General features: G+C 60.9%; 15 protein-coding genes. 1 reads left to right on the forward strand and 14 read right to left on the reverse strand.

Annotation, left to right across the window (positions count from 1 at the left end; genetic code table 11):
- The 8 genes from ACWJJK_RS04945 to ACWJJK_RS04980 all read right to left on the reverse strand — a co-directional run bounded on the left by ACWJJK_RS04945 (nucleotide 1) and on the right by ACWJJK_RS04980 (nucleotide 9,792).
- On the reverse strand, nucleotides 1–1,185 hold the full coding sequence (locus tag ACWJJK_RS04945) for a glycosyltransferase family protein (RefSeq protein WP_156880666.1): 1,185 nt from the start codon (nucleotides 1,183–1,185) through the stop codon (nucleotides 1–3).
- 11 nt (nucleotides 1,186–1,196) lie between these two features.
- A complete protein-coding gene (locus tag ACWJJK_RS04950) occupies nucleotides 1,197–2,333 on the reverse strand; it encodes a glycosyltransferase family protein (protein ID WP_156880667.1) in 1,137 nt (378 codons plus the stop codon).
- Between the two features lie 21 nt (nucleotides 2,334–2,354).
- On the reverse strand, nucleotides 2,355–3,515 hold the full coding sequence (locus ACWJJK_RS04955; RefSeq protein ID WP_347258470.1) for a glycosyltransferase family 4 protein: 1,161 nt from the start codon (nucleotides 3,513–3,515) through the stop codon (nucleotides 2,355–2,357).
- Nucleotides 3,512–4,540 carry a Gfo/Idh/MocA family protein gene (locus ACWJJK_RS04960; protein WP_156880668.1) on the reverse strand — a complete coding sequence of 343 codons (1,029 nt, stop codon included), beginning with the start codon at nucleotides 4,538–4,540 and terminating at the stop codon, nucleotides 3,512–3,514. The genes ACWJJK_RS04955 and ACWJJK_RS04960 overlap by 4 nt, the downstream gene beginning before the upstream one ends.
- Nucleotides 4,537–5,544, reverse strand: a complete 1,008-nt coding sequence (locus ACWJJK_RS04965) for a zinc-binding dehydrogenase (RefSeq protein WP_208110112.1) — start codon at nucleotides 5,542–5,544, stop codon at nucleotides 4,537–4,539. The genes ACWJJK_RS04960 and ACWJJK_RS04965 overlap by 4 nt, the downstream gene beginning before the upstream one ends.
- Nucleotides 5,545–6,412: 868 nt before the next feature.
- On the reverse strand, nucleotides 6,413–7,573 hold the full coding sequence (locus ACWJJK_RS04970; protein ID WP_156880669.1) for an NAD-dependent epimerase/dehydratase family protein: 1,161 nt from the start codon (nucleotides 7,571–7,573) through the stop codon (nucleotides 6,413–6,415).
- The gene (locus ACWJJK_RS04975; protein ID WP_156880670.1) at nucleotides 7,570–8,685 is read right to left on the reverse strand and encodes an NAD-dependent epimerase/dehydratase family protein; all 1,116 of its coding nucleotides are present in this window, start codon (nucleotides 8,683–8,685) and stop codon (nucleotides 7,570–7,572) included. Before ACWJJK_RS04975 ends, ACWJJK_RS04970 begins: the two co-directional genes overlap by 4 nt.
- A gap of 114 nt (nucleotides 8,686–8,799) precedes the next feature.
- Entirely contained in the window at nucleotides 8,800–9,792 is a 993-nt protein-coding gene (locus ACWJJK_RS04980; RefSeq protein WP_156880671.1) for an NAD-dependent epimerase/dehydratase family protein, read from the reverse strand.
- A gap of 557 nt (nucleotides 9,793–10,349) precedes the next feature.
- Here ACWJJK_RS04980 and ACWJJK_RS04985 point away from each other — a divergent pair.
- Entirely contained in the window at nucleotides 10,350–11,222 is an 873-nt protein-coding gene (locus tag ACWJJK_RS04985) for an SDR family oxidoreductase (protein WP_133717404.1), read from the forward strand.
- Between the two features lie 289 nt (nucleotides 11,223–11,511).
- On the opposite strand, the gene ACWJJK_RS04990 is transcribed toward ACWJJK_RS04985, so the two are convergent.
- The 6 genes from ACWJJK_RS04990 to ACWJJK_RS05015 form a co-directional block, all read right to left on the reverse strand.
- Nucleotides 11,512–11,934, reverse strand: a complete 423-nt coding sequence (locus tag ACWJJK_RS04990; RefSeq protein WP_205780699.1) for a CBS domain-containing protein — start codon at nucleotides 11,932–11,934, stop codon at nucleotides 11,512–11,514.
- A 59-nt stretch (nucleotides 11,935–11,993) separates the two neighbouring features.
- Nucleotides 11,994–13,016 (reverse strand): YihY/virulence factor BrkB family protein, encoded by a 1,023-nt coding sequence (locus ACWJJK_RS04995; RefSeq protein ID WP_133717405.1) that lies wholly within the window; start codon nucleotides 13,014–13,016, stop codon nucleotides 11,994–11,996.
- 182 nt (nucleotides 13,017–13,198) lie between these two features.
- Entirely contained in the window at nucleotides 13,199–14,416 is a 1,218-nt protein-coding gene (locus ACWJJK_RS05000; protein WP_156880672.1) for a DUF3618 domain-containing protein, read from the reverse strand.
- Nucleotides 14,417–14,545: 129 nt separating this feature from the next.
- Nucleotides 14,546–14,995: a DUF2383 domain-containing protein gene (locus ACWJJK_RS05005; RefSeq protein WP_077729361.1), complete on the reverse strand. Its 450-nt coding sequence runs from the start codon at nucleotides 14,993–14,995 to the stop codon at nucleotides 14,546–14,548.
- Between the two features lie 48 nt (nucleotides 14,996–15,043).
- A complete protein-coding gene (locus ACWJJK_RS05010) occupies nucleotides 15,044–15,466 on the reverse strand; it encodes a phage holin family protein (protein ID WP_077729363.1) in 423 nt (140 codons plus the stop codon).
- Between the two features lie 91 nt (nucleotides 15,467–15,557).
- The gene (locus ACWJJK_RS05015; RefSeq protein WP_454128708.1) at nucleotides 15,558–16,040 is read right to left on the reverse strand and encodes a hypothetical protein; all 483 of its coding nucleotides are present in this window, start codon (nucleotides 16,038–16,040) and stop codon (nucleotides 15,558–15,560) included.
- Between the last annotated feature and the right edge of the window lie 145 nt (nucleotides 16,041–16,185).

The following is a 16,185-nucleotide window of genomic DNA, read 5'->3' on the forward strand; positions in this document are numbered from 1 at the left end:
TCAAGCTCCTGTGTGTGGGTTTAAGGAGGGGTTGAACCGATCGGGAAGAGAGTTCTCCTCAGCATTGGATCGAGGCGCGGGCGTATTGCTCGAAACGCCGCCATCCGCCAGTCCGGTCAGAATACGGTGGACCAGCGCCGCCCGGTGCGCATAGGTATGCTCCGCGATCACCCGCCGCATGGCGGCGGCGCCGATCGCCCGAGCACGTTCTTCGGACGTCGTTTCAAGATGCCGGACGACATCGTCCCCGGTCCGGGCAACCAGAATTTCCCGGCCGGGTTCCAGAAACTGCTCGATGCCCTCCCAGGCGTCGGTGACGATGCAGGCGCCGGCACCCGCCGCCTCGAATACTCGGGTGGCGGGGGAGTAGCCGAAGCGCGCCATGCTGCTGCGGTTGATGTTGAGGACCATGCGCGAGCTGCAATTGAACGCGTTGTGATCCTGGGCGTATACATGGCCGAGATAGCGGAGATTGGGGAGTTCCGGTATGTTGCATTCCCACCCGTTTCCGCCGAGCAGGAAATCGGCTTTCGGGAGTTTCGCCGCGGGACTGAAGAAGAATTCGTGCACCCGCGTTTCCCGGTCCGGGAGGCGGTTTCCGAGAAATCCCAAAGTGGCGGCAAACCGGGGATCCGGTGTCACGGGATAATGAATGGCCGGGTCCAGCGCGTTATAGACCGGCACGCAATCGCGTGCGGCCAGTGCCCGGTAAGCCTCTACGACAGGCGGTCCGCCGCCGTAGGTCAGGATCAGGTCGTAATGGGGAATCAGGGTACGGAACGGATCGTTGGGATTCTGGTGAACCCGCTCCAAGGTGGCCGGGGCATCGACGTCCCAATAGATGACCATTCGGTTTGGCGCCCGAAGGCCCGGAATTTCGCGTTCCAGCCAGTCGTCGAACACGCCGACGCCGCTTGCCTTGACCAGGATATCCGCCTGCCGGGCGGCTTCCAGCGCTTTCGAAACGCCCTGTTCCGTGGCTGGATAAACCACGACGTTGGCCCAGGTCGGATTGGCCATATCGCGATGCTGCTGCCGCTCGAAGGCATCCGGCTCGTAGAAGGTGGTGCGGTACCCCAGCACGCTCAAGGCGCGAATCAGTCCGCGGTAGTACGTGGCCGCGCCGTTCCAGTAGGACGAGACCAGACTGGAGCCGAAGAATGCGACTTGCGGCCGGTGTTTCATGAAGACGTCTCCTATGTGACAGCGGGTTCTTTCCTCGATTTGTGTTCCGCGGAGCGGGACAGGCGCAGTTCGCGGCAGATGTCCAACAGCTCGTCGATTCGGTGCGCGCAGGTGTGGCGTCTGAGTATGGTGGCGCGTCCCTGCGCGGCCAGACTCTGCGCGAATTTGCGGTCGTGCAGAACCGCTGCGACGGCTTCCTCCATTTCGTGACGGGTGCGGGCGACCAGGAAATCCCGGCCGGGCGTAAACAAGCCCTCGACATCGTCCCAGGGCGCGCTGACCAGCGGAATGCCGCAGGCCAGCGCTTCGAAGGGGCGTATCGTGGGTATGCCCGGCAGCGCCCTGCGATAAGGCCGCCGCGGAATGTGTACCGTCACCTTGAAACGGGCGAACATTCGGGGAACCTCATAATTCGGCAGCCATCCGCCGTATTCGATTCCGGCGTCGGACAAGACGTCGAGCGCCCGTGCCGGGTAGCGCACGCCGTAAATGCGCGTCCTCAGCTTGAGCGTCTTGACCGGATCGATGAGAAATTCCTTGAGCTCGCGGGTGCGCTCGTCGTCGCCCCAGTTGCCTATCCAGATCAAATCTCCTTCGTCGGGCTCGCGCGGCATCGGACGGAATACGCGGGTATCGGCGGCCTCGTGCCAGGTCCAGGCCCGCGAGGCCCAGCCCCGGTCCAAATAGATGTCGCGCAGTACCTTGCCGAAGGCCAGCACCCCGTCGTAGTGTTCCAGATCGTATCGGGCGATCGATTCGGGATCGGTCACCGCCCGATGATGGGTGTCGTGGAACAGCAAGACGTAGTGCCCCGATCGGGCGCGATGGCGTCCGATCTTTTTGACCAAAGCGGGATCGTTCCACTCATGCACGATGACCACGTCGGCATCCGCCAGAACGGCGCCGATGTCGATATCGTCGACGTTATAAAAGCGGCTGAGCAGCTGTGGATAGGCCTCGAAAAAGCCCATCAGCGAGCCGGGAAGCCGCTCGGCGCGGAGGTTCTGAAGACTCCAGCCGTCGGTCGGTTCGTAAACCTCGACGCGGTGGCCGCGCTGCAGCAGTTCGGTGGCGATGCCCCGCAGGAAATGGGCATTGCCGTGGTTCCAGTCGGAGATCAGAGAGTGATAGAAGAGGACAAATTTCATTCTAAGATTCCATTGTTTTAGTTAGACGTGGTGATCGGGTCGCACCGGCGCTCCCGGCGATGCCGTTTGCGAGTGAAAAGAGACGTTCGTCGTCTTGCCGGCCCGGCGTTTGGTCGTCCGTCGGTCGGCGATCAGATCGTGATAAGCATTCCAGTACGCGGCGGCCATCCGTTCCGGCGTGAACCAGGCCGCTCTGATCCGGGCCTTGGCCGCCCAGTCGTGCCGCAGGTCCGGCCGGTCGATCAGTTCCTGAAGCGTCGAGCGGAGTTGCTCGGTATCGTTCGGCGATACGAACAAGGCAGCGTCCTGCCAGATTTCGCGAAGGCTGGGGATGTCGCCGAGCACCAGGGCGCATCCCGCCGAGGCCGCTTCCAGCGCCGATAAACCGAATGGTTCGTAGCGGGCGGGCAGGGCGTAGATAGCGGCATGGGCGAACCAGTTCGCGAGTTGCTCGGGAGAAAGCCGCCCGAGGCAATGGGTGTCCGCGAAGTCGGACGTTCCGCCGTCGGGATGTCGGGCTTCGCCGGCGATGTAGACGGGCCATGACAGGCGCGGGGCGATTCGGGCGAGAGCGGCGATATTTTTGGCCGGGTCCCATAATCGGCCGGCCGAGAGGATAAAGGGCTTTTTGTTGCTCTCGGGCTGGCCGGCGCGCCCATTGGAGATCACGCGGGCTGTCGGCAAAGGACCGTACAGCCTGCGCAATTCGGCGAGCATGGCCGCGGTCGGTGCGACCAGGCAGTCCGCCGCCCGCAGCCCGGTTCGAACGACGTCCCGATAGCGGTCCAGGCGCTTCGGCGCCGGCTCGCCGTATACCGCTTGCCACCACGACAGCACGCAGGAGTGGCCGACCATCAGGACCGGAGCCGGCCAGGCCAGATGGCCGTGGGGGTAATCGTTCAAATGAATCAGCGACGGATTGGCGTCCTTCGCCAGCTTCAGCAGCCACCGGCCGGCTGCTTCGAGATCCTCCCAGGGATCGTCCATCCAGACCAGTTTGTAGCGGCTCTCGGCCACCCGGACATGGTGAAGGGCCGCGGCTTCGCGCCGCTGTTCGGCGGACAGGGGGGCGCCCATCGTGGCCAGCACGATGTCCGCCCCGAAAGCTTCCAATCCGCGGGCCAGCTCCAGCGCGTACCGCCAGACGCCTCCGATCGTGTCGGCCGTCATGAGGATTTTCATCGTCCGTAGATCCTGTCGAGTACGGTTGCGATTTCGACGAACTGCCGGGCTTCCGGGGCGAAGCGCCCTTCTTGGCCGAGCCTCCGTGTCCAATCGATGAGCGCCCTCCCGCCCCAGGGGTCGGGAGGGCTGGCGACGGCTTCGCGCCGGGTTCCGTGGAAGCGTTCGACGATGAAGTCGTAGAAGGAGCCGTCGACATTGCGGAGCGCGGCCCCGCCCCCGGTGCCGTGGAAAGAGAAATCGATCGCCGCATCGCGGCCGGCCGAAAGCCGCCAGGAACAGGCGATGCGAGCGACGGCGCCGCCTCGGAATCCGATCTCCGCGACGGCATAGTCTTCGATCTCGGCAGCCGGTTTTGCCAGGAGCCTCCCGCGGGCGTACAGGCGGCTGACGACCTCGGTGACGTCCGGAAAATCCAGCATCCACAGCGCCAGATCCACGAGGTGGACGCCCAGATCCATGACGCAGCCGCCGCCCGCCAGGGCGAGGTCGTAGAACCACGGCTTGTCCGGGCCATAGGCGTTGTGGAAGGTCAGGTCCACGGCATAGATTTCGCCCAGATCGCCCCGGCGGATGGCGTCGCGAATTTCCGCCATGCCGCGTACGTAGCGGTAGCTCAAATCCACGCCCAACAGCCTGTCCGCACGGCGCGCCGCATCGACGATGCTTCGCGTTTCCTGCCGGGTCCTGGCCAGCGGTTTTTGGCAGAACACCGCAAGGCCTCTTTCGAGAGCGGCCATCGCTTGCCGGGCGTGAGCGGCGCTGGGCGTGGCAATGACTATCCCGTCCACAGAGTTCTCGAAGAGGCTCTCCGGACGTTCGCTCAGGGCGGCTCCGGGCGCGAGGTGCGACGCTTCCTTCAGGGCTTCCGGGGACGGATCGGCGAGGGCGACGATCTCGGCGCAACCCTCTTCCGCCAGGGCGGCCATCCGGTTGCGGCCGATCCAGCCGACGCCGAGAAAGCCCAGCCGCGGACGGTTCGGCCGAACTTCCGTAGTCGCGTTTTGTACCGGAGTCGCGTTCATAGCAGCACCACCGCTTTCAGAAAGCCGTCCGGGCGCGACCGCATCAGCTCGAAAGCCTGGGGCAGTTCCTTGAGGGCGAATCGGTGGGTGTAAAGCGGCGACGGATCGATGCGTCCGGTGGCCACAGCCGCGATCGCGGCGTGCAGACCGTCGGCGTATCGCTGCGGGTCGCGTTCGTGGGCGTTGATGACGTCCAGGCCGCGCCAGTTCCACAATTGCATGTTCACCTGGCGCGGCCCGTCCTGATGGTAGCCGGCGATCACCAAGCGACCCCGTACTCGGGTCAATTCGGTGGCCAGATCCAGGGTGTACTGTTCTCCCCCGACCTCGATCACGCAGTCGCAGCCGACATCCCCGGTCAGTGCTTTGACGCGGTCGACGGCAGCCTGAAAATCACCGATCGACAGGGTTTCGTCGGCGCCTTGGCGGCGTGCGACATCGAGTGCGTAGGGACGGCGGGACAGTGCGATCACGCGGGCTCCGGCCTTGGCCGACAGGCCGACGAGCAGGGCGCCCAGAAAGCCGATGCCGACGATGGCGACCGTTTCTCCGGACTTGATGCCGCTGCGGTGAAACACGTTCATCGCGCAAGCCAGGGGTTCGCCTGGGAAGATCTGGTCGTCGAGCACGGCGGGAAGAGGAATGGCGGCGCCGGCTTCGACCAGATCGTATCCGGCGTAGGCGTGATAGGACAAAACCGCTACCCGAGTGCCCACCGCCGGACGCTCGACGTCCGCGCCCACTGCCTCGACGCGGCCCCAGCCTTCGTGTCCGGGGGCGCCGGGCGGGAAGGGGTAGTCGAACCAGGGGCGTCCTTCCCAGACCGGAAGATTCGAACCGCAGACGCCGCAGCCTTCCAGCTTGACGCGCACCTGCCCAGGACCCGGTGGGGGCACCGAGACGGGCATTACTCGAAGGTCCTTCGGTCCTCTGAAAACCGCCGCCAAGCAGCGAATCTGGGCGACGGTTGCCTGTAAGGGAGCTTGTTCCGTTGCCGGTCTCACGCGTTGATGTCCTCCTTGTGCTCAGCCATCCGTGCTGAGATTGTCCCGTTCCGGAAGCGGGCATCGGCCGGCAAGAGATCAGATGTTCATGCTGCTGACCGCTTCGCTATCGTTCCCTGTTTAAGCACTCTCGGATTCCACGCATCGGTCGGATTCCAAGGGGTGTCCAGTGCTAACTGTCGTGTTATTAACCCGGCCTATAAATATAGGCCGGGTTGATCCGGGGCAGGGATGCCCCGGCGCGGCGACAAGCCGCGTGAGCCCAGGCCGGGCGTGTACCGGGCCTGGGCGGCGGCCCGAAAGACCAGGAGGGTATTTACGGGCCTGATTAATAAGTAAAGCTTTGAAAAAAGCCATCTCCCTCTGACCAAAGGTATCTACACAAGTCCGCAAAACCGTCATTCCGGCAGGGAAGGGTTGCGACTAAAGCAACCGTTTGCGATTGGATGCCGGAATCCAGAACACATGGATGTGAGAGGCCGTTGCCGTCCTTAGCCTCTGGACCCCGGCAATCCATGCCGGGGTGACGATTTGTACAGATACCTCTACTCTCCGGGAGAGGGTTGGGCGAGGACCCTTTAAGTCAGTCAATTACGCAAGTTTTTTACTCCGAACAGAGATTTACTGCGCGTAAATAAAGTTGCGTAAAGTTAAGCCCTATTCAACTCACCCGCACCCTAGCCCAATCACTCCGCACATTCCCTATGCGGAGCCGCAAGCGGAGCTCGCGCGTGCAAATCGGCCTCGCCACGCTACGCTGTCCCGCTTCGCTCGCGAGTCCGGGGCAGCCCATCCCTGGCCTGCCCGCTCGTCGCGTTGCGCCTCGCCCTGCCGATTTTTCCCAGAGGGAGAGGGAGTGTTTGTGGCTTTACTTTCCCGGCCATTCGTAATCAAAGCTTCCTTTTAGTCCCTTCGACCGCACTGCCGCTGTCTTGCCGGGGTTGTACCGCGTCTTTTGGTCCGAGTACATTAGTAACCATTCGTATGTCGCCGCCACCCCGTCGCGCACGGCGGTTTCCGGTCGCCAGCCGATGGCGCGGTCCAGCTTGCGGATGTCGGAGACGTAATATTTCTGATCGCCGGTGCGCCAGGGCGCGAATGTCAGCTCAGGCCGGCGGCCGTGCAGCTCCTCGATGAGGTCCACCAGTTCGATCAGGCTGGTCGTCCTGGCCGGTCCGCCGCCGACATTGAAGGCCTGTCCGCGCAGCCGGCCGATGTTGTCTCCGGCGAGCCGCAAGGCTCTTACCAAGTCTTCGACGAACAGCACATCCCGGACCTGAAGGCCATCGCCGTAGATGGTAATCGGCCGATCCTGCAAGGCTCGAATCAGAAAGTGAGCCACCCAGCCCTGGTCCTCGGTGCCGTACTGGTGCGGCCCGTAGATGCAGCTCATGCGGAATACGGCCGTAGGCAGCCCGTAGCTGCGCGCATAGTCGAGGACGTATTGGTCGGCTCCGCCTTTCGAGCATCCATAGGGGCTGTGAAAATCCAGGGGCCGGTCTTCGCCGACACCGTTTCGGGCGGTTTCCTCGTCGCGCGGCATATAGCGATCGCCCTGGCGGCGTACGCCGAGATCGCCGAGATCGCCGTACACCTTGTTGGTCGAGGTGTAAACCAGCGGCGGCGGATTCTGGGCCGAGCGCAAGCCTTCGAGTACGTTGAGCGTGCCGCGGAGGTTTACGTCGAAATCGGCGGCCGGATTTTCGATGCTGGTGGTGACCGCCACCTGCGCGGCGAAGTGGAATACCTGCCGGGCCCGGTGCACGGCGTTCCGGACCGCGTGAAAATCCCGGATATCGGCGATGTCGACCTGGACCCGGTTACCATGGGTGGAGCGGAGCCACTCGAGATTGCGCTCGACGCCCGGCCGACCCAGATTGTCGAAGATCAGCACCGGAATGCCGTCGTCGAGCAGACGATCCGCGAGATTGGTCCCGACGAACCCCGCTCCGCCGGTGATCAGCACCGGCCTCAGGTCGTTTCCGGTAAAACCTTGTTTCGGATTCAACGTTTGGTGCTTGTCGTTCATAGCCGCAGTCCCCGCTGCGAAAGTTCCTCGTTCGCCGCCTCGAACCGGTCGAAAGCGGGCTGGGTTTGCAGCCATTCCGCCAGTTCGGCCATGCCGTCTTCCAGCTCGATACGGGGGCGATAGCCGAGGATGTTTTGGGCCTCGCCGATATCGGCGAAGCAGTGGCGGATATCGCCGACCCGGTATTGCTCGGTGATTACCGGCCGAATCTCCTCCCGACCGAGCAACCGACCCATCTGCTCGGCAATCTCGCGCACCGTATAGCTGCGGCCGCTTCCGACATTGAGTGCCCGACCGGCGGCCTCGTCGCGCTCGAGCGCGAGCACACAGGCCTGCACTACGTCCCGGATATTCACGAAATCGCGTCTTTGTTCGCCGTCCTCGAAGATCGACGGGCTGTTGCCGTTGAGATAACGCGAGGCGAAGATGGCGAGCACGCCGGTGTAAGGGTTGGACAAGGCCTGCCGGGTCCCGTAAACGTTGAAGAAGCGGAGCGCGACGGCCGGAATGTTGTAGGCTTGGCCGACCAGCAGGCATAAACGCTCCTGGTCGTATTTCGACAAGGCGTAGACCGACGCGGGCGAGGTCGTCTTCGATTCCGGCGTGGGCAGGGGTTGCAGCGGATCGCCGTTGTTGTCGGTCAGTTCCCACTGGCCGTGCTGAAGCTGCGTCAGCGGCCGTTCCGGGGGGGTGCAGGTCTGACCACTGGTGGTCCGGTAAAGTCCTTCGCCGTAAACGCTCATACTGGACGCCACGGCCAGCTTTTTCACCGGTTGTTCGATCAGAGATTGCAGCAGCACGGCGGTGCCGCGGTTATTGATGTCGGTGTATCGCTCGATCTGATACATGCTTTGGCCCACACCGACCGCGGCGGCAAAGTGGAACACGGCATCCACGTTCCGTAGCGCCTCTCGGACTGCGCCGGCATCGCACACGTCGCCGTGCATGAATTCGACCGCGGGATTGAGGTATTGCGGCGGCTGTCGGTTATCGCCGTGGACTTGCTCGCTGAGAGTGTCGAGCACCCGGACCCGGTAGCCTTGGTCGATCAACCCATCGGCAAGGTGCGAGCCGATGAACCCTGCTCCTCCGGTAATCAAGATCCTTTCCATGGTCACTCCTGTCGATCCATCGTTTCGGTGATGCTCCGGTGTCGTCGAGACGTGTTGTCGGCAAAGGATTGCCGACCTACGAACCCGTATCGCCGGCCGGGGGCCGGAACGGAATCAGCTTCCGGTCATGGCTTTCGAGGACGTATGTCCCTTCGCCGTCAAGGTGCTCTCGAAATAGTCTATGGTGCGTTTTAAGCCGTCGACGAGAGACGTGGATGGCGTCCAGCCGAGTTTTTCGCGGGCGTGGCTGATGTCCGGACAGCGCCGGATGGGATCGTCCACCGGCAGCGGCCGGAAGGTGATTTTCGAACGCGAGCCGGTCAGATCGATGATAGTGTCGGCCAGTTCGAGCATGGTGATTTCGGCCGGGTTGCCCAGATTGAGGGGGCCCGGCACATCGTCGGACGTTGCCATGAAGCGCTGCATCGCCTCGATCAAGTCGTCGACATAGCAGAAGGAACGCGTCTGGTTGCCGTCGCCATAGATGGTCAGCGGACGGTTCCGGAGCGCTTGCCCGATCAGGTTCGGAACCACGCGGCCGTCGTTGAGCCGCATATAGGGTCCGTAGGTATTGAAGATGCGGCCGACTTTGACGCGCACCGTGTGCTGCCGGTAATAGTTGAGAAACAAGGTTTCGGCGCAGCGTTTGCCCTCGTCGTAACAGGCCCGCGGCCCCACGGGGTTGACCGAGCCGCGATAAGCTTCATGTTGAGGATGGGTTTCCGGATCGCCGTAAACTTCGCTGGTCGACGCCTGGAATATCTTGGCTTTCGAGTAACGGGCCATTTCCAGGAGATTGAACGAGCCCTGCACGCAGGTCTTCAAGGTGTGGACCGGATCGGCCTGATAGTGGACCGGCGAGGCGGAGCAGGCGAGGTTATAGATTTCGTCTACGTTTTCGACGTGCAGCGGCAGGGTAATGTCCTGATTGATGATTTCCAAAGCACCCAGATCCTTGAGTCCGAGGAGAATCTCCTTGCCTCCGGTTCGAAAGTTGTCGATGCAGGTGACCGCATGACCTTGCATAAGCAACCAGCGGCAGAGATTCGTTCCCAGAAACCCGGCTCCGCCGGTCACGACAACGTGTTTCCTTCCACTCTCTGTCATATCCATGATCTCCGCTTTTAGAGTGCATCCTTGACGTTCTTGGACGAATGACCTGCCGACTTCGGGATCAGCGGACCGTTTTGCGGATTTGCCTTATGCGTCGTTGTTCATTCCGGTAGCACACGGCTGTGCTCGATACTGTTCGGCAGCGGATAAACCCACCGCAGCAGTTGCTTAATTGGGCAGCAAAAGGCGTCGCATTCCTTGCGGTCTGTTTATGGTTTGACTGGGTAACTGAAAGCTTGCGGATGACCCTTCCCTGCTGAAAGCTTAAAACTATCCATGTCCCAGGCGTATTACCGGCTACTGATATTTTGGTCCGTGCTGTTTGTCAAAAGTTCAATGACATCTAAGTTGATGCTCGACTTCGGTAGCGGCAGTGTCTATCGGTCGTGCGTTTCGTCACCGGGATATCTATCGCCATGATCTATCGACGGTCTTCGCCGAAATGCCGGATAAACAAGCGACGCTCGGAGTCGAATATTTACATTTGAGGTTGATGTTCTCGGTTTGAGTCCGGGCGAACACGGGCCGATATCAGGCAAAGGAGCAAGCGTATGACGGGCGAGTTGCAAGAACCGAAACCGCCGTTTCCGGAACAACATCTGGAGCGGCCGGAGCTGGAATCCGAGCTGGAGCCCCGGCCGAGATATTCGGCGCCGCTCTACAAAGGAGCGGGCAAGCTCAAGGACAAGGTCGCGCTGGTGACGGGGGGAGATTCGGGAATAGGCCGGTCCGTCGCCGTGCTGTTCGCTCGGGAGGGAGCGGATGTCGCCATCGTTTATCACGAGGCGCATTCGGACGCCGAGGAAACCAAGCAGGCGGTCGAAGCGGAAGGGCGCAGGGCCATCGTCATTTGCGGCGACATCAAGAACTCGTTGTTTTGTCGACAGGCGGTGGAAAGAACCGTTCAGTCGTTCGGCAAACTGAACATTCTGGTGAATAACGCAGCCTATCAGAAACACTGCGACAGCCTCGCCGAGATTTCCGAGGAGCAGTGGGATCTGACGTTCAAGACCAACATCTACGGTTATTTCCATATGACCAAGGCGGCGCTGCCTCACCTCAAGGGCGGCGATGCCATCATCAACACCGGATCGATCACCGGTCTGGAAGGCAATGCCGGGCTTCTGGATTACTCGGCGACCAAAGGCGCGATCATCGCCTTCACCAAGTCGCTGGCGCAGAATCTGGCGGAATCGCGGATCCGGGTGAATTGCGTCGCTCCGGGGCCGGTTTGGACGCCTCTGAATCCCGCCGATCAGCCGGCCGAAAAAGTTGCCAAATTCGGCATGCAGACCAAGTTTCAGCGACCGGCCCAGCCTGAGGAAATATCGCCGGCTTACGTGTATTTCGCGTCCGAGGCGGATTCGAGTTACGTGACGGGCGAAGTGCTGACCTTATTGGGAGGGAATGTTCGCGCCGGTTGAGTTAATGCGGTCTTCACGCCGGTCTCGCGCCATGCACTGGAAAACGTCCCGCCTATTCAAAAGGCAGGCCGAACCGAGTGGTCGTCGGTCGGCCATCGTTTGCCGAGCAATCCGTGATGTCGGGAAAGGATTCCCGACCTACCCGGAGTGATTGCCTGAGTTCGTAGGTCGGCAATCCTTTGCCGACTGCAATGTCGGGAACGGGGCGACTCGAGGTCCGTTTGCTATCGATCCGGCGATACCGACCTTGAATCCAACGGCATCGCCCTCCGTGCTTCGACGGGTCGCTTTAGGGCGCGGCGGAAATCGCCCTGACCAAGTCCCCTACCTTGGAGGTGTCTATGCTCGTGGCCAAGTCGCCTTGGCTCACGACGCCGACCAGCTTGTGCTCCTCGATGACCGGCAAGCGCCTGACTTTATGGTCGATCATCTTGCGCAGCGCATCGTCGATGGAGTCACTGGCATGGACCATGACGGGAGTGCCCTGAGCGACTTCGCCCGCGGTAGTCGTTGAAGGATCCCGATCTGCGGCCAGAACCTTCACCACGATGTCGCGGTCCGTCAGCATGCCCTTGAGGCGCTTGTCGTCGCCGCAAATGGGGAGTGAGCCGATGTCGAGCAGTTCCATTCGCTTCGCGGCTTCGATGATTGTTTCGTGCTCGCCGATGCACTCGGCGCCCTTGGTCATAACATCTCGTACCTGTTTGTTCATACCGTTTTCCTGCGCTCCAGTGATTGACCGGACGTGAGTCGCCGCTGCGAATGCAGGCCTCATCGTCTCGGATGTTGCCTCGAATCGTCCGTGTTGTCCCTTCCTTTGTCCCCATAGGCTTTGCCGATGGTGTCGGCCACGTATGCACGACGTTCGCCCAAAGGCTCGGGTTCGCCTATGGTGGTGTCCTCCTTGGTTTGATGCTCCATTTCGGCGTTGAGCTCGGCGCCCAGGAGCACCACGTAAGCCGTGAGGTAAAACCAAGTGAGCAGAATGACGATGGCGCCGACCGAACCGTAGGTTTCGTTGTAGTTTCCGAAATTGGACACATAAAAAGAAAACAGCCCCGAACCGATCAGCCACAACACTACCGCCAGCACGGCACCGGGGCTGATCCATTGCCAGCGGGGCGCATTGCGGCAAGGGCCGTAATGGTAGACGACGGCCAAACCGAAGATGAAAGCCAGCGCCAGAAGCGGCCAACGCAGGAGAGAAAACAGGAATGACAGAAATCCGCGGAGGCCGGTAAAGCTCAGAAAAGCAGGCAAGCCGGCAATGAGGCCTATGGCGACCAGAGCGAAGAGGATTCCGCCGAAGGTGAAGGCTAGAGCCAGGCCGTTCAATTTCAAGAAGCTCCTTTTCTCCTGCTCGTTGTAGACGATGTTCAGGGCGGTGATCAGGGAGGTGATGCCCTTTGTAGCGCTCCAGATCGCCACCGCTAAACCGATGAGGACACTTAAGCTCAGCGCGGTGTTGGCATGACTGGCGATGTCGTTCAACTGCCGGCTCAGCAGCGCATGGGCCTCCGCAGGGACGATGTTCGCCAGCGCTTCGATCTCTTTCTGAACGTCGGCGGGATCGGCGACCAGACCGTATAGGCCGATCATTGCCGCCAAGGCGGGGAAGATCGCCAGCAGGGCATAGAACGCTACGCCGGCCGCGACGATCGAAATATTGTCGTGGACGACCTCGTCCTTGACACGGTAGGCAATGTCCCGCCAGCCTGCGAGCGGGATATCCCAAGGACGCACTGCCGAGCGGCCTCGGTCGTTGTAAGCGGAAGCGTCAGTCGATGTGGGCATTGGGAAGACCTCCCTGACTGATTCGGGAAAAGCGATTTCCGGCGCGGAGACGGCATCGACTGTGCAATCTCGACGCCGTCGTTCATGGCGCGCGCCGTCGTCGCTTTTTATGCGAATTCGCCATGACGCGTCGAGCGCGCCATGGCGTTTTTCCAATGATTAACCGGCTTGAGGACCGTCGCTTACGGCGTGTTCGGAGACTCGTAGCCGGGTCCTCGGCTCATGGAGCCGGACATCCGGCGATCGGGCATGCCGTGCCGCCGCTCTCCGGCAGGCGGTACTCGCGTGACGTTTCCGATCGTCTCGGCCAAGAATCCCTTGCGGCGGTCGCTTACGCCTCCGCGGCGCTCGCCCATCGGTGGCACGCCTTTCATGGATTCGGCGGCGGCTGCCTCACCTCCCGTGGCTCGTGTAACTCCGCCCATACCTTCGGTGGTCGTACCGCCGGCCGTGGTGCCTACCACCGTAGTTCCACCGGTGCCGATGCCGGTTTCGCCGCTTTCCATGCCATGAAGTATTTCGCCCGAACTCGAGCCAGCCGTAATCGGGCTGCTCTCGGCTTCGGTCGGACCCTCGTGCATCGGGCCGGCGGTAGCCGGTTCGCGTTCGGCTTCGACGGCGCCCTCATGCATGATTTCCCGGCCGGTTTCGCGAGCTTGACGCGCCAATCGGTCTCTCGTCTCTCCCATCATTTCGTCTTCCATGCGTGTGCGGGGCACGGCGGCACCGAGCGCCGCTCCGATGGCGATCCCCAACACGCCCAGGACCAAGGGTTGTTCCTGAACGATGTGCTGATACTGGTCTTGGGCCGCATGGCCGAGTCGTACCGCCTGATCCTGCGCTCTGTGAGAGACTTCTCCGGCTTTTTCGCGGACGCTGCTCATGGTGTCGCCGACGGAGTGCCGAACATGGCTCGCCTTTTCGCCGAGCGTTTCCCGGACATGGCCGACGGTCTCCGATACTCTGCCTTTGGCGTGTCCAAGCTTTTCGCTCATGGCGCCTTCGCCCTTGGTTCCGCCCATGCCGTGGGAAACGGACCGTTCTATCTCGCCATGGCTGCTATGCAGACTTTCCATGCCGTGAGAAGGCTTCATGAGCCCAGAAACGGATCGGCCGCCTTTGCCTTTGGTTCGGCCCGACAGCGCCAGCCAAGCGAGCCCGGCGCCGAGCAGAGTCATCGGAATCGGATTTTCCTTGACGACAGTCCCGGCACTGGTGCCGAACCGTCGCAAATTTTCGTTTATCTGCTTCTCGTCCAGATAGTTCAAGGCTTGATCCAGGAGCTGTCCGGGCGAAAATCGCTCTTGAATCGTGTCCAGAGTCTCCGCCATCTGGCTTCGTGTCCGTTCGATATCGGTTTCGATTTGTTCGGGACTTCTGGTCTCGTCATATGTAGCCATAACATTCTCCACTATGCTTGCTAGAGAGCACCCGTCCCAGTCGTAGCCTGGGGGGACGCTCTTTAGAACTATGCTGATAGGATGTCCTCAAAACAGTCGGACTACCCATTAATCGCCATCGAAATACGGTCACATCAGTGTCAATCGCTCTTCGATCCAGGCCCGGTGCCTCCGTTCGTCCGCCAGATTGCGCTCCAGCAGCGGACGGGCTTGAGGCAAGATATCGGTCCGCTGGAGTGCCTGGCTGTACGCCTGGTTGGTGTCGTCCTCATTGGATTTCATGGCCTGGAGAATGCCTTTATCGCCGGCAATGTTGCCGATGATGACCTTGCCTTGCGTCAAAACGGCTTTGAAGTCGGCCTCGGTAGGCGGCATTTGGCCAAGATCGCGTACGATGCGACTCAGTTCCTGGATATGGCGCTGGTGATCGCTCATGAATTCACCGAGCCGATCACCGACGGCACCATCGTCGATCCTTTTAATGGCGGCTTCGTATGCGGCGACGGCATCGAAGTCGAGCTCGATCAAATTGCAGAGCGTTTCGATGAAGGATTCCTCATTTCCGATTAGGGTAGGCATATGGTTCCTCGCTCGTCCGAGCGGTTCTCTTTTCTTAACGATGACGAGTTACTTGATATGCTCACGCAAAACTTCCGAATCTCTGCGGAGTGACTCGCCGGACTTCTTTGGCATCAAGTTTTTCGCCTTGAGATTGCTGCGGCCTTTTTGCAGCAATACCAAGCCGATGATGAGAACGATCGATCCGACGATCAGCGGCGACAGCCACGGGTTGTCGACAGCGACGGCTCCCATGATGTCGTTGAGGGCGGCGACCGCTGCGAGCAAGAGAGTCAAAAACCCTGCAAACACGATCGCACCGCCCACCGTCAGCGAGCCGACCCCGGCACCTGCTTCCGACACTTTCTCGGAAAGCTCCGCCTTCATCAATTGTCCCTCTTGACGGACGAGAGTCGACAACTCCCGCGTAAAGTCCGTTAGGAGTCCGGCAAGCGAAGAATCCTTCTTGCCTGTAACTTCATCTGGTTGCATGACAGCACTCCTCTCATAAATGGTTGTGCCGGCGCCTTTGACGCCGGATGTTTCGCGTGTCGGATATGTAGCCCTTTCGGAATCGGAAACCTCAGTGGGTATATCGGGTTTCGGTTCCCACGCGCTCCGTGGAGCCATGCGCCGGCTCGGTTTCTCTCCGTTCTGCCGAGCTCTTGAGAAATCGTGAAAGCATGAAACCCACGAGTACGCTTCCACCGAAGAAGACCCCCGGATTTCGGCGGGCGAAGTCCTCCGTCTTTCTCATCATGGTGCGAAGATCTCCTTCGCGAATGGTATCGACCATTCTGTCGAGAGCTCCCGCCGCACGATCGACATAGCGGGCGGTCGTACCTTGTTCCCGCTCGTTCAACTGTTGAGCGGTTCGATGCAAGGCCTCCGCCATGCCGCCGACTTCCGAGGCCGCGGCGTTGCGCTGACCCCTGAACAATGATTCACCTCTTTGCTTGGCTTCTTCCTTCAGCCGTTGCATTTCGTGCTTGATTTCGCCGGCTACTTCCTTGGCTTCGGTCTTAATATCCGACGAACGCATTTCCGCGCTGCCTGTGGTACCCATTCCAGTACCGGACTGAGTCGAGGAGGCAGGTTTGGTGCTATCTAAATCAGTATCTACGTTAGCCATGACATCACCTCGCCTTCTGATGGTTGATAATTGACAAATTATTCTTCGAGATACCAGGAAAAAACAGTCGTATTAATTC

It is taken from the genome of Methylocaldum gracile (assembly GCF_053646815.1).